At 30.8% G+C, this 14102-nt stretch carries 16 protein-coding genes; 11 read left to right on the top strand and 5 right to left on the bottom strand.

Annotation, left to right across the window (positions count from 1 at the left end; genetic code table 11):
* Positions 1–59: 59 nt before the first annotated feature.
* Positions 60–455, bottom strand: a complete 396-nt coding sequence (ytxJ, locus tag Q0873_RS03860) for a bacillithiol system redox-active protein YtxJ (protein ID WP_299104503.1) — start codon at positions 453–455, stop codon at positions 60–62.
* A 164-nt stretch (positions 456–619) separates the two neighbouring features.
* On the opposite strand from ytxJ, the gene clpB reads away from it, so the two are divergent.
* The 4 genes from clpB (at position 620) to Q0873_RS03840 (ending at position 6305) form a co-directional block, all read left to right on the top strand.
* Positions 620–3223, top strand: a complete 2604-nt coding sequence (gene clpB / locus Q0873_RS03855) for an ATP-dependent chaperone ClpB (RefSeq protein ID WP_299104501.1) — start codon at positions 620–622, stop codon at positions 3221–3223.
* Between the two features lie 114 nt (positions 3224–3337).
* Positions 3338–3907 carry a DUF4956 domain-containing protein gene (locus Q0873_RS03850; RefSeq protein ID WP_299104500.1) on the top strand — a complete coding sequence of 190 codons (570 nt, stop codon included), beginning with the start codon at positions 3338–3340 and terminating at the stop codon, positions 3905–3907.
* Positions 3897–5804 (top strand): PEP/pyruvate-binding domain-containing protein, encoded by a 1908-nt coding sequence (locus tag Q0873_RS03845; protein WP_299104499.1) that lies wholly within the window; start codon positions 3897–3899, stop codon positions 5802–5804. The genes Q0873_RS03850 and Q0873_RS03845 overlap by 11 nt, the downstream gene beginning before the upstream one ends.
* Before the next feature lie 3 nt (positions 5805–5807).
* Positions 5808–6305, top strand: coding sequence for a phosphoglycerate mutase family protein (locus tag Q0873_RS03840; protein WP_299104498.1), 498 nt, complete (start codon positions 5808–5810; stop codon positions 6303–6305).
* A gap of 3 nt (positions 6306–6308) precedes the next feature.
* On the opposite strand, the gene Q0873_RS03835 is transcribed toward Q0873_RS03840, so the two are convergent.
* Positions 6309–7034: a DUF6503 family protein gene (locus Q0873_RS03835; RefSeq protein WP_299104497.1), complete on the bottom strand. Its 726-nt coding sequence runs from the start codon at positions 7032–7034 to the stop codon at positions 6309–6311.
* A 121-nt stretch (positions 7035–7155) separates the two neighbouring features.
* The gene (locus Q0873_RS03830) at positions 7156–7791 is read right to left on the bottom strand and encodes an OmpW family outer membrane protein (protein WP_299104496.1); all 636 of its coding nucleotides are present in this window, start codon (positions 7789–7791) and stop codon (positions 7156–7158) included.
* Positions 7792–7924: 133 nt separating this feature from the next.
* Between Q0873_RS03830 and smpB the strand changes: the two genes are divergently transcribed.
* The 5 genes from smpB to Q0873_RS03805 all read left to right on the top strand — a co-directional run bounded on the left by smpB (position 7925) and on the right by Q0873_RS03805 (position 11633).
* Complete coding sequence (gene smpB, locus Q0873_RS03825; RefSeq protein WP_299104495.1) at positions 7925–8383, top strand: SsrA-binding protein SmpB; 459 nt, start codon at positions 7925–7927, stop codon at positions 8381–8383.
* 2 nt (positions 8384–8385) lie between these two features.
* Complete coding sequence (locus Q0873_RS03820) at positions 8386–9285, top strand: UbiA family prenyltransferase (protein ID WP_299104493.1); 900 nt, start codon at positions 8386–8388, stop codon at positions 9283–9285.
* Positions 9272–9853: a Maf-like protein gene (locus tag Q0873_RS03815; protein ID WP_299104492.1), complete on the top strand. Its 582-nt coding sequence runs from the start codon at positions 9272–9274 to the stop codon at positions 9851–9853. Before Q0873_RS03820 ends, Q0873_RS03815 begins: the two co-directional genes overlap by 14 nt.
* Before the next feature lie 75 nt (positions 9854–9928).
* Positions 9929–10882: a transketolase family protein gene (locus Q0873_RS03810; RefSeq protein ID WP_299104491.1), complete on the top strand. Its 954-nt coding sequence runs from the start codon at positions 9929–9931 to the stop codon at positions 10880–10882.
* 121 nt (positions 10883–11003) lie between these two features.
* A complete protein-coding gene (locus tag Q0873_RS03805) occupies positions 11004–11633 on the top strand; it encodes a porin family protein (RefSeq protein WP_299104489.1) in 630 nt (209 codons plus the stop codon).
* 83 nt (positions 11634–11716) lie between these two features.
* On the opposite strand, the gene Q0873_RS03800 is transcribed toward Q0873_RS03805, so the two are convergent.
* Positions 11717–12589, bottom strand: coding sequence for an FKBP-type peptidyl-prolyl cis-trans isomerase (locus tag Q0873_RS03800; RefSeq protein WP_299104487.1), 873 nt, complete (start codon positions 12587–12589; stop codon positions 11717–11719).
* A gap of 78 nt (positions 12590–12667) precedes the next feature.
* Between Q0873_RS03800 and Q0873_RS03795 the strand changes: the two genes are divergently transcribed.
* Both Q0873_RS03795 and Q0873_RS03790 read left to right on the top strand, forming a co-directional pair.
* Complete coding sequence (locus Q0873_RS03795) at positions 12668–13042, top strand: RNA-binding S4 domain-containing protein (RefSeq protein ID WP_299104485.1); 375 nt, start codon at positions 12668–12670, stop codon at positions 13040–13042.
* Between the two features lie 26 nt (positions 13043–13068).
* Complete coding sequence (locus tag Q0873_RS03790; RefSeq protein WP_299104484.1) at positions 13069–13572, top strand: phosphoribosyltransferase family protein; 504 nt, start codon at positions 13069–13071, stop codon at positions 13570–13572.
* Here Q0873_RS03790 and Q0873_RS03785 read toward each other — a convergent pair.
* The gene (locus Q0873_RS03785; protein WP_299104483.1) at positions 13564–14082 is read right to left on the bottom strand and encodes a shikimate kinase; all 519 of its coding nucleotides are present in this window, start codon (positions 14080–14082) and stop codon (positions 13564–13566) included. The genes Q0873_RS03790 and Q0873_RS03785 overlap by 9 nt on opposite strands.
* Between the last annotated feature and the right edge of the window lie 20 nt (positions 14083–14102).

Genomic DNA, 14102 nt, shown 5'->3' with positions numbered 1-14102 from the left:
TAGTTTTTGAAGCATACAAAAATACGAGCATTGATTAGAAAACCGAAGAAAAACCTAATTTATTTTACAAATTTCTCCATTGGAATCTCTGTAATCCCATAATGAGAAGCATGTGCAATGGCCTTTCCATTTTTAATTATCAGCAACTGAGGTGATTGGTGTAAAACCTGAAACTTATACCCTACTTCATCAGAAATATTGCGGTAACTTAACAGATCTAAATAGTATACTTTTATCTGATTCATGTCTTCTGTAAAAGACTCTTGGAATCGATTTATGACCATTCTACTAATACCACATCTTGTAGAATGTTTAAAGATAGCAATAGGTTCTTTTTTTGACTCTATAGCAATCTGATCTAATTGTTTTACAGAAGTTAAAGGAATCCAATTTACATGATACTTTTTCTCCTCTTTCTTTTCTTTATTATTTTTAAATATGTTAAATATTCCCATTTATAAAATCTTTTTAGTGTGGTCGAAGCAAAACCTTAAAACTTTCACAGTCAAAAAGTCAGTAAAAACAACCTTTTTAACGACAAAATGTCTGTTGTTTTTATAATATTGCGATTGGTATCGAATTTGACTCTTCATTTACCCATAGTGAAAAAGGCAATATTATGAATTTTAACAATTATACAATAAAATCTCAAGAGACTATACAACAAGCGCAACAATTAGCGCAAAGCTATGGTCATAATCAAATAGAAAACGAACATATTTTTAAGGCCATTTCATTGGTAGATGAAAATGTGTTACCATTCATATTAAAAAAGCTGAATATTAATATAGATGTTATTCAGCAGATTGTAGATAAGCAATTAGAAAGCTTTTCTAAAGTTTCTGGAGCTGACTTAATGCTTTCTCGTGAAGGTGGTAAAACATTGAATGAAGCTTCGATAATTGCTAAAAAAATGAACGATGAATATGTATCTATTGAACATTTAATTTTAGCTATTGTTAAGTCTAAAAGCGGAATTGGACAGGCCTTACGTGATCAGGGAGCTACTGAAAAATTAATTACAGCAGCTATAGAAGAATTACGCAAAGGAGGTCGTGTTACTTCTCAAAGTGCCGAGGAAACCTATAATTCTCTGAATAAGTACGCTAAAAACTTAAATCAATTAGCACAAGACGGTAAACTAGATCCAGTAATTGGTCGTGATGAAGAAATAAGACGTTTATTACAAATTCTGTCTCGAAGAACGAAAAACAACCCAATTTTAGTGGGTGAACCAGGTACCGGTAAAACTGCTATTGCCGAAGGATTGGCACATCGAATTATCCGTGGAGATGTTCCCGAAAATTTAAAAGATAAAGTTGTTTATTCTTTAGATATGGGTGCCTTAATTGCTGGTGCAAAGTATAAAGGAGAGTTTGAAGAGCGCTTGAAATCAGTAGTAAAAGAAGTTACTACTTCAGAAGGAGATATTGTACTGTTCATAGATGAAATCCACACTCTTGTGGGAGCTGGCGGCGGACAAGGAGCTATGGATGCTGCAAATATTTTAAAGCCAGCATTAGCCCGTGGAGAATTAAGAGCAATTGGGGCAACTACCCTAGATGAATATCAAAAGTATTTTGAAAAGGATAAGGCTTTAGAACGACGCTTTCAAAAAGTATTGGTAGATGAACCAGATACAGAAAGTGCTATTTCCATCTTACGTGGTATTAAAGATAAATATGAAACACATCATAAAGTTCGTATCAAAGATGAAGCTATTATCGGTGCAGTTGAATTATCACAACGCTATATAACCGATCGATTTTTACCAGATAAAGCTATTGATTTAATGGATGAGGCAGCTTCTAAATTACGTATGGAGATCAACTCAAAACCAGAAGAATTAGATGTACTTGATCGTAAAATAATGCAGTTAGAAATAGAGATCGAAGCAATTAAGCGAGAAAATGATGAGCTAAAACTAAAATCATTAAATGCTGATTTAGCCAATTTAAAAGAAGAGCGAAATGAAATCAATGCTAAATGGCAATCAGAAAAAAGTGTCGTAGATAGTATTCAGCAACTTAAAACCGCCATTGAAGATTTCAAATTAGAGGCTGAAAAAGCTGAAAGACAAGGAGATTATGGAAAGGTTGCAGAGTTACGTTATGGTAAAATTAAAGAAGCACAAGAACAATTAGAAGAAAAACAAAAAGAACTAGCTTCTCAAAGTGATAATGCACTTATAAAAGAAGAAGTTACTTATGATGATATTGCAGAAGTTGTAGCAAAATGGACGGGTATTCCAGTTACAAAAATGTTACAGTCTGAACGTGAAAAATTGTTAAACTTAGAAGATGAGTTACACAAACGTGTAGTTGGACAAGAAGAAGGAATTGAAGCGGTTTCAGATGCTGTAAGACGTTCTAGAGCTGGATTACAAAACCCTAATAAACCTATTGGCTCTTTCTTATTCTTAGGAACTACAGGAGTTGGAAAAACAGAATTAGCAAAAGCATTAGCATCATATTTATTTGATGATGAAAACGCCATGACTCGTATTGATATGAGTGAATATCAAGAACGTCATTCAGTAAGTAGATTGGTAGGAGCGCCTCCAGGATATGTAGGATATGATGAAGGCGGACAATTAACAGAAGCTGTTAGAAGAAAACCATATTCGGTTGTTCTTTTAGATGAAATCGAAAAAGCACATCCAGATACTTTTAATATTCTGTTACAAGTATTAGATGAAGGAAGATTGACAGATAATAAAGGCCGCGTTGCAGATTTTAAAAATACAATCATCATCATGACCTCAAATATGGGAAGTCATATTATTCAAGAAAAGTTTGAAAACTTTAAAGGAGATATTCACACTTCAATGGAAGTAGCAAAGGATGAAGTTTTAGGATTGTTAAAACAAACTGTTAGACCAGAATTCCTAAACAGAATCGATGATATTATCATGTTTACTCCTTTAACGGAGGCCAACATTAAGGATATCGTAAAGCTTCAATTAGACAGTGTTAAAAAGATGGTAGCACAGCAAAATATTACATTAGACGCTACTGAGCAAGCCATTATATATTTAGCTAAAAAAGGGTACCAACCTGAATTTGGTGCAAGACCTGTAAAGCGCGTAATTCAAAAGGAAGTTTTAAATCAACTTTCTAAAGAAATATTAGCAGGTAAAATTACGACAGATAGCATTATTCTTTTAGATGAATTTGATGATACGCTAGTATTTAGAAATCCTACAAATTTAGAAGAAGAATAGTTTTTTCATAAGAGTGATTAGTTTGGTTACAAGCAAGGTGTAAATTTATTTGCACCTTGCTTTTTTGCTTTTCGGGTAGATTGTTATTAAATTAGTAGCAAAGAGCTAATTAGCATGACCGAATTTATTTTAAAACTATTGTTCAATCTAGTTATAACGTTGATTATTGTTCGATTTATTTATTATAAATCGACAAAAGATAATGCCTATTTTTTTACTTATTTGGTTATAGGACAAGTCGTTTTTTTATTATGTTATCTACTTAAAAATATTGAACTAGAATTAGGCTTTGTGTTAGGTCTTTTTGCCATCTTCGGAATTATAAGATACCGAACTAACTCCATCAATATCAAAGAAATGACCTATCTTTTTTCAATCATAGGTCTTGCAATGATTAATTCTTTGAGTGGTACAAACTTTTATTTGGAGTTAATCGCTTCTAACCTAATAATATTAGCCCTTATTTGGTGTTTGGAGTTTTACTTAGGAAAGTATAAAAAGTATACTGCTACTCTTGTTACTTTGACTAATATAGAAGAATTAAGTTTAACAAATAACACAAAATTGGTCAATGAATTAGAAAGTAAACTACAAATGAAAATTGAAAAGATAAATGTTAAGAAGATAAACTATCTAACAGATTCAGTTGAGATATTGATTTACCATATAACCAATGAGAGCTAAATTAGTCATAGTATTCTTTCTTCTTTTCCAGCTAGTAGGTTATACTCAGAATTACAAAGCTGAATTAACAACTCCAAGTGATTTTATGTTGTTAGCTCACAAACCTTTATCTAACAAATATGGTTTTGTAAAATCTCTTAAAATAATTTATGATTTAAAAAGTAAAAAACTCTACTACAGCAATAGTAAACGGTTTAAATATCATTTCGAATTTGTGACCGAATATTTAGAAAGACAACAAAGCCTTGATAATTTTAATGAGTATAATTATGCAGCTAGTCATTCAAAAAAAGAATACCTGTTGGCTAATATTAATTTTTATGAAAGCCTTAATACATATACTCTTGAGCTCTCTCCGGCTGATAATATGAGTATAAAAGATATTCAGTTTTTGTATGAACTGGTAAAAAGAACTTCCTTTATTCAAAACTTAAAACTCTTTTTAAACACAGAAAGATTAATTGATACTAAAGCTACCCTTTCACTACCAACAATTAAAGCAGATGCTATCTATAAAAACCAGCAATATCAAGCAATTTCAACAGAAAAATCTTTTGGAAAACTACGTTTTGTAAACATAGACAGCCTTAAGTGGCTAAACATTAAAAGAACTGATATCATTATAGTAGACAAACCCGTTTTAAACTTACCTATCGTAAATGGTGTTATCACTACTAGAATGCAAACTCCGTTAAGCCATATTTCTGTTTTAGGAATTAATAGAAAAATTCCTGTTGCCACTTATAAAAATGCCTATACATCTAAATCTCTCAGAGCACTAAAGAACCAATTTGTTTCTTTTGAAGTGAAACTAGATACTTTTTATATAAAACCTGTCTCTCTTGAAAAGTTTCAAAGAAAAACCAAACGTAGAAAGAATAAGATCAAAACATTAAAGCTCGATTTACAAACAAATACTTTAATTCCAGGAGTTAATTTACACCACAAGCTTATTAAAACTGTTGGAGGGAAAGCTGCTAATTTTGGTGAATTATATAAAATCGCTTCGAAAACTAATGGGTTTAAAGTGCCAGAATGCTCTTTTGCGATTCCTTTTTATTTTTATCATCAACATGTCAAATCACATAAAATTGATAGGCTCATCAATAATGCTATAGAAGAATATACACTTCATAAAAACGATAGTGTGTTAAAAGTAAATCTCAAACAAATTAGAAGCGATATCAAGAAAGCTCCTATTAATACTTCATTAATAACTGAGATCCATACATATTTAAGTCAAACTGATTGTTCTTATGATCGAATTCGCTTTAGAAGCTCAACAAACGCTGAAGACATTGTTGGATTTAGTGGAGCCGGTCTATATACTTCCAAAACAGGAATCAAAAACCATCAAAAAAAGACTTTTGAAAAGGCTATTAAAACAGTTTGGGCAAGTTTGTGGAAAAAAAGAGCTTTTTTAGAAAGGGATTTATACAATATAAATCAGCAATCAGTAGCTATGGGAGTACTAGTCCATCGTTCATTTCCTAATGAATATGCCAATGGTGTAGCCATAACTAAGAACTTATACCGAAAGAATTTTTACGGAAATGTAATTAATTTACAGCTAGGAGAAGAACCTGTGGTGAATCCAAAACCCAATGTTACTAGTGAGCAAATTATATGTTATGAAGGAGCTAAAGTTGATTTATACAAGAATAAAAAGGTAATTGAAATTATTAGTTATTCAAGCTTACACAATAATCAACTAATCTTAGAACAAGAAAAAATATTAAACCTGTCAAAACAACTATATATTTTAAAAAAACACTTTTATAGAAAAGTTTATAAAAGACGAAAAACCTTTCTTAATTTTGGCTTGGACGTTGAGTTTAAAATTGACGGTCCAAATAAAGATTTATACATTAAACAAGCCCGTTACTTTAACGATTAATCTATGAAATATTTTAAGTTATTTATACTACTATTTGCTATCAATGCATGTACTCCGGAAAAGATAGAACCCACTACGTATTATTTAATACGTCATGCCGAAAAAGATAGAAGTAACAAAGAGAATAGAAATCCTGATTTAAATACTAAAGGGCTTGAAAGAGCTAAAAAGTGGGCAAAAGTATTTCAAAACGTTGATTTTGATATGGTTTATAGCACGAACTATAACCGTACAAAACAAACTGCAACTCCTACTGCCAGGAATAATAAATTAGAAGTAGTAATGTATGATCCTAGCAATATGTATACTGAAGATTTTCAGAAAGCCACTAAAGGAAAAACTGTTTTAATTGTTGGTCACAGCAACACCACTCCTCAATTTGTAAATAAAATATTAGAAGAAGAGAAATACAAAGACATAGATGACCTTAACAATGCTAATTTATATGTCGTTACAATTATAAACGATGTTAAAAATAGTAGCTTATTAAAAGTTGACTAAATTTTAATTCACTATAATATCTTCTAAAACAATTTCTGACACTTTTTGCAACTCTCCTGCTTCATATAAAGCATCGATAGTAAAAAAGTCAATATCCTTATTTTTAGGCTTATAATTGTTGTAATCTACCATACGGATACCGTCAACCAAATGTTCTTTTAGTACATCTCTAAATCGCACTCCTCCTCCATTGGTGTGGTACTTGTATGCCATATAATCTAATTGAAAATTATCTTTTGCAAACCAATAAATAAATACATCATCAAAATCATCACCACCGCCTTCTTGCGAAAAAGTAACCTGAACTTTATAATACTCTTTTCCTTTGATGGTAACTGGCTCTAATAACTTCTTTTGAACCGCAGCATCATTTAATCCTAAGGGAAGAATTGAAAAATAATGTACAGAATTCACAGAGTTTCCAAATCTACCTTGATCTTTTTCAGAAAGCGTTACTAAGCTATCATTCACAAATCGTTCAAACCCATTATTAGACAATACATCTTTTATACGTAAAGAATCTTTTTGGTACTCTTTAGTAAAGGTAAATACACCTTTATTTCTAACAGCCTTATATGCCTTGTTTCTGAAGTTAAAAGAAAGCGTAGCTTCATTTAAACCTTCTAATTTGGCCCCTTTTATTGAGTTATCTATGATTTGTTGAGCTGTATATTCTTTGGTACACGAATGTAAGATTAAAGCAAATAGGACAAGGAATGTATAACGCATGTTTAAATATTTTTGAGTCAAAATTACAAGATTATTTTAGGATACCTATTTAAAGTTTCGTTAATAAAAAAGGATGGTTTATGAACCATCCTTTTTTATTATATTTTATCGTTTAAGTTTCTTAAAAACGCATTCCAATACCAAAACCTATTAATAAAGGATTAATATCTACTTCCGCTGGTACCGTTGCAACTCCTGCGTTTACTGTAACATCTGTACTCAATCCAATATATTTTACATCGACATTTAAAAACCATTGATCGTCTAAATCATAGTCAAAACCAAGTTGAAAAGCATATCCGAATGAGTTTTTATAATCTACATCTACTACCGCTCCTGGATCTGAATTATAAAAAATAGTATAGTTAGCCCCTGCTCCTACATACGGTCTAAAATCATCTAAGTTGAAATGGTATTGAACCGTAAGTGTTGGAGGTAATAACCAAATGTGCCCTAAATCTACATTCCCTAATGTAGTGTTTATTGCACCTACATCATGTTTAGCTGTACCCAAAATTAATTCTGCAGAAATATTTTCAGTAAAGAAATAGGTAAAATCTAACTCAGGAATCATTGATTTACCAATTTCAACATCTCCTCCTATTGTACCAATAGTAGCAGACTCATTAGGAAGTACTGTTACCCACCTAAATCTTGCTTGCCATTTTTTAAAATCATTATTTTTTGAAGCTTCTTGCGCATTTATAGAGCTAAAAAATAACATCCCTAAAACAACACTTAATACAATTTTTCTCATAATCTTATAATTTATAACTTGTTTAATGTTATCACAAAATTATCATCTAAGATTGCTTTAAAAGATGATGAAAATCATAGTTTATTATTTTTATAACTAAGCTTAACAATTATATTTATCTTTGCGTTTACGTATGCAGAAAAACATAAATATACAGAATAAGAAAGCTCGTTTTGAATACGAGATACTAGATAAATACACTGCCGGAATTCAATTAACTGGAACAGAAATAAAATCTATTCGACAAAGTAAAGCCAGAATTACTGAAAGCTTTTGTGAGTTTAATGATAAAGGAGAGCTTTTTGTAGTGAATATGTATATTGAAGAATATGCTTTTGGGAATCATTACAATCATAAACCCAAAAGTGAACGTAGGCTATTACTTAACAAAAGAGAACTGAAAAAACTCGCTAGAGAGGTGGAAGCTAAAGGAAATACCATTGTTCCAATACGCCTTTTTATCAATGAAAATGGTTGGGCTAAGTTAGATATTGCTTTAGCAAAGGGTAAAAAAACACACGATAAGAGAGAAAGTATAAAAGATAGAGACAATAAAAGAGATTTAGCTAGATTGAAGAAAAGCTTTAACTAAACATGTTAACTCACTTTTTAAATATCATAAAGTGGAAAAACTTGCTACATATCACAGTAGTACAGTTTATGCTGAAATACTGCTTTCTATATGGTTATGATTTTGAAACCAAATTAACCTTCGTAGACCTTATTTTATTATCAATTACTACCACTAGTATTTTAGCTTCTGGTTATTTATACAGTTATTATATAGATAATAAAAAGAGGTATATGGAAATATTCTCTAAAGATCATGCAGTAAACATTGCTATGATTTTTGGAATTGTTGGAGTTTTCTTAGGAGTTTACCTATCCTTTTTTGTTGAAAAGCCATATTATAGTTTTGTTTTTATAATTGCACTATTCGCCTTAATTAGTTATTACAAAACGGTTAGAACCAAGACCTTCTTTTCTAATATTATTAATAGTTTCATTCGCATTTTTGCTGCTTTATTAGTTTGGTGGTTCGACTACCCTATAAGTTTAAATTCTCTTCAACTCGATTTATTTTTTCAAGTAGAAGTTATTGCCATGTCATTTATCGCATATTCTTTCTTTGCCAATATTATTCGTGGTATTTTATATAATGTAAAGTATATTGATAAAGACCATCAAAAAAAGCAGCAAACATTACCAGTATTATTAGGAAGAAAAAGAGCTAAAAATATTGCCAATGGTATTTTAATAGGCTTACTCATTATTACAATAATTATTTTAGTACTGTTTTTAAAAGATAAGTATATCAAAGCCATCATATTTGTAACGGTTATCGTTCCGCAGTTATGGCTTATTTATCATTTAACCACCGTAAATACACCGAAACAATATGAAACACTTTTTAAAAAAAGTAATATAGCGTATTACTTTACCTTTTTGAGTGTTCCTTTATTTACATATTACTTTAAGTATGTTATCCAATAAATTATCTAAGTACAACATCATTCTAGCTTCTGGATCACCAAGAAGACAACAATTTTTTAAAGATTTAAATCTAGACTTTGAAATTCGAGTAAAAGAAGTTGAAGAAATATATCCTAAACATTTACAAGCAAGTGAAATCACAGACTACTTGGCCGATTTAAAATCGAAAGTATTTGATAGTGAATTAACAGAGCATGACTTACTTATTACATCAGATACTATCGTATGGTTTAACAATAAAGCATTAGGCAAACCCAAAAACTATGAAGAAGCTTTTGACATGCTAAAAAACATGTCTGGAAAAAAGCATGAGGTCATTACTTCTATTTCCATAAAAAACAAGAGCTTTCAGAAAATTGTAAACGATAATACGACTGTATTCTTTAAAGAATTAAGTGATGATGAAATTCATTATTATGTAGAAAACTTCCAGCCTTACGATAAAGCTGGCGCCTATGGAATCCAAGAATGGATAGGAAAAATAGGGATTTCAAAAATCGAGGGAAGCTATTTTAATGTAGTAGGATTACCCACCCATGAATTATATAAAGAATTGATGAAATTATAAGTGCCCTCGTAAAATAATATTCTTATTTTTGGGGCTTACAAAACACAACATAACAGCAAAAGAAAATTTATTTCAATGAAAAAATATACCTATACAGAAAAAAAGGATACCAGATCTGGTTTTGGTGATGGTTTAACTGAGTTAGGAAAAACAAATTCTGATGTAGTTGCACTATGTGCTGATTTAACAGGATCGTTAAAAATGGGAGACTTTGCAAAAAATCATCCAGAACGCTTCTTCCAAGTTGGAATTGCTGAAGCTAATATGATGGGAATTGCTGCAGGTATGACTATTGGTGGTAAGATTCCTTTTACAGGTACATTTGCAAACTTTTCTACAGGTAGAGTGTATGATCAAATTCGTCAATCAATTGCTTATTCTCACAAAAATGTGAAAATATGTGCTTCTCACGCAGGTTTAACTTTAGGAGAAGACGGAGCAACACACCAAATCTTAGAAGATATTGGTTTAATGAAGATGCTACCTGGAATGACTGTAATTAATACATGTGATTACAATCAAACAAAAGCAGCAACTATAGCATTAGCAGCTCATGAAGGACCTGTGTATTTACGTTTTGGACGTCCAAAAGTGCCAGTATTCATGCCAGAGGATCAAAAATTTGAAATAGGTAAAGCAATTGTTTTAACAGAAGGTACTGATGTAACTATCGTAGCTACAGGACATTTAGTTTGGGAAGCTTTACAAGCTGCTGAACAACTAGAAGAAAAAGGAATTTCTGCTGAAGTAATTAATATACATACTATTAAACCTTTAGACGAAGAAGCTATTTTAAAATCAGTTGTAAAAACAGGTTGTGTTGTAACAGCTGAAGAGCACAATAAATATGGTGGATTAGGAGAAAGTGTAGCACGTTGTTTAGCTGTTAACTCCCCTACTCCTCAAGAATTTGTTGCAGTGAACGATAGTTTCGGTGAATCCGCAACACCTGCACAATTAATGGAGAAATATGGCTTAAATGATAAGGCTATAATCAAAGCAGTAGAAAAAGTTATTTCAAGAAAATAATCTTACAAAAATATACTTACATAAAACATCATTAATAAGATTTAATGATGTTTTTTTTATGATTCAAACCAACATTTTCAATAAATAAACGTTAATTATTCAAATACTAAAAACTAGAAAAATGAAAAAAATCGCAGTATTACTATTTTTTTTAGGAGCAACTCAAGTTGCCATAAGTCAAATTCACTTTGGAATTAAAGGTGGTATAAACTATAACTCAGGTACTTTTACTGAAGTAAAAGATGATGTATTATCAGGGGCAAAAAGTAAAGCAGGTTTTCACGGTGGTTTTTGGCTAAGAGCCAAAATTCCAGCAATTGGATTGTATATCCGTCCTGAAATAATTTATACTCAATTAAGCTCAGAAACTACCTATAAACAAAGTACAGGAGCTGCAACTCCGGCTTTTGAAAACAAATCGGTATCTTTTGATTTACAAAAAATTGATATTCCTGTTTTATTAGGTAAAAAATTCTTAAAAGTAGCTCATGTATTTGCAGGACCTTCATTTCAATACATAGTAGGTTCTGATTTTAATCTTAGTGATCTTAAAGAAGTTAAGTCAGATGGGTTTTCATTAGGGATTCAAATGGGAGCTGGAATCGAATTAGGTAAATTAGGATTAGACGTTCGTTGGGAAAGAGCTCTAAACGACACTGAAACAAGCTTTGTAAATAATAACGTATCTCAAAACGTTAATTTTGACACAAGAGTTAATCAAATCATCGTAGGGCTTTCTTATAGATTTTAATCCCCTATAAAATTTAATACATATAAATAAAAAAGACCGAAGTTGTTACTTCGGTCTTTTTTATTTATATAATGTTATATCAATTATCGTGTATCTCTGTCTAAATAATCTGGGATACCATCTTTATCTGCATCATCGTTTCTTGGATCTTTATCTCCATTGGCATCTTCATCTTTCGTTAGCTTTCCATCACCATCATCATCTGTATCTCTATAATTTGGTGTTCCATCTCCATCGGTATCATCATTTTGAGGGTCACCATCACCATCAAGATCTTCATGCAAACTAATTACCCAATCACGATCTTCATCAGTATCTTCTATTATATCATATAATTCAAAATAGAAAAATAAACTTTGATTAGGTCCTATTCTAAAATCATTAGTTCCTCTATTTCTATAAGCTAATCCAGAAGGTATAAAAATAATTCCTTTTCCAAACCCTTGAAAGGTAAGTGCTCCTCCAGGAAGTACAGTAATATTTTCTCCTCCTTTAAAATGAATAAAAGTTTCTCTCCATCCTGGTATTACTCCACTTAGAGTAAACCAAACATTAGTACCGTTTTCAAAAGTATTCCCTAAGTTAGAATTTGTAACGAATTTACCTCCATAAGAAACCAATACAGAATCCATTTTCGTTGGATTTCCTTTTACAGGTTTAGGGTCTCCTACATTATTTACATAATAGTACAGTTTATAATCTACCTCTTCATAAGTAACATCTTTTGTAACTAACTTACCATCATCATACAATGAAGTCTCTCCATTAGCAATTACTTTTACAGAATCTTTTGATGCATCATAATAATGATTCTTTAAAAATTTCACTAAACTATCATTATCCTTTACTGCTTGAGCTGCATGATCAAAATTAGCTACTGAATTACTATCACTACCACAAGCATATAATACAATTCCTATTATAGCTGCACATAAAATGTGTTTAAATTTTATCATTTATCTTTTGAATTTGACGCGCAATTTACCATTTTTATACCTTTGTAAAAAGAGAAACGACAAAATTTAACTTTTCTTATGAGAATTGACAAATACCTTTGGTGTATCAGGCTTTTTAAAACCAGAAGTTTAGCTACTGATGCATGCAAAAAAGGACATGTAAAAATAGATGGTACTAACTTAAAACCATCAAAAGATATTTTTGGAAATGAGGAGATTATCATACGAAAAAATCAAATTAATTATAAAATAAGAGTATTAGACATCCCACCAAATCGTGTTGGAGCGAAACTTGTAGACTTATATAGAAAAGACCTAACGCCTAAAGAAGAGTTTGAAAAAACAGAGCTTTTAAAGTACTCTAAAGATTATTACCGAAAAAAAGGAACTGGTAGACCTACTAAAAAAGACAGAAGAGACATTGATGAATACTATGATTCTTCTGACGAATAAACTTAAATCAAAGTAAATTTTTATTAATGATTACTGAAGAAAACATTATACTAAACAACCTTCAAATAGAACAAAAAATCAAACGAATTGCTTATCAGATATATGAAAGTAATAGTAATGAAACTGAAATTGTTCTTGCGGGCATTAAAGACAAAGGAATTAAGCTAGCAGAAAAAATTGCCGAAGTGCTAAAAGAAATTTCGGAAATAGAAATAATTCTTTGTGAAGTTACTATTGATAAGAAAAATCCTATTGGTTCTGTAACAACCTCTATAGCTGCTGCTGAATATCAAAACAAAGCTTTAGTATTGATTGATGATGTTCTACATTCAGGAACTACATTGATTTATGCGGTAAAGCACTTTTTAGACGTTCCTTTAAAAAGGTTTAAAACAGCTGTTTTGGTGAATCGAAATCATAAGAAGTATCCAATTAAAGCAGATTTTAAAGGAATCTCTTTATCTACTTCTATTAAAGAACATGTAGTTGTAAAATTTGAAGAAAATAAAACAACCGCTTATTTAACTTAATAAGCGGTTTATTTCGGTTACTAAATCCGTTACCTCTTTATCATCTCCATTTACAATAACATTAGCTTGGTTGTAGTAATAACCACGCTCAAACAAATGTTTGGCAATAAACTCCATTATATCATTATCCTCTAAATCTGCCACTAAGGGTCTTTGAGACTTTTCTTTGGACAAGCGATTAAATAAAGTACTTATTTTAAGTTTTAAATATATAGAGATCGTATCAGAGCTTTCTAAAATGACATTCATATTATTGGCATAACATGGAGTTCCTCCTCCTAATGCCAGTACAAACTCTTCTTCTTTACTTAATAATTCTTTTAAATATAGGTTTTCTTGTTTTCTAAAATAGATCTCTCCTTTTGTTTTAAAAATTTCGGTAACACTTATACCCTCTTTTTCTTCGATATAAGCATCAAGATCTATAAAATTAAGCTGTCTTTTTTGAGCAAACAACCTTCCTATGGTTGACTTACCACTTGCCATGTATCCTAAAAAAATAAATTTCATATTGTAAATTAAGGTTTTAC

The sequence above is a fragment of the uncultured Tenacibaculum sp. genome, from assembly GCF_947498805.1.
Classification (GTDB): domain Bacteria; phylum Bacteroidota; class Bacteroidia; order Flavobacteriales; family Flavobacteriaceae; genus Polaribacter.
This window is presented reverse-complemented; position numbering and strand designations above follow the sequence as displayed.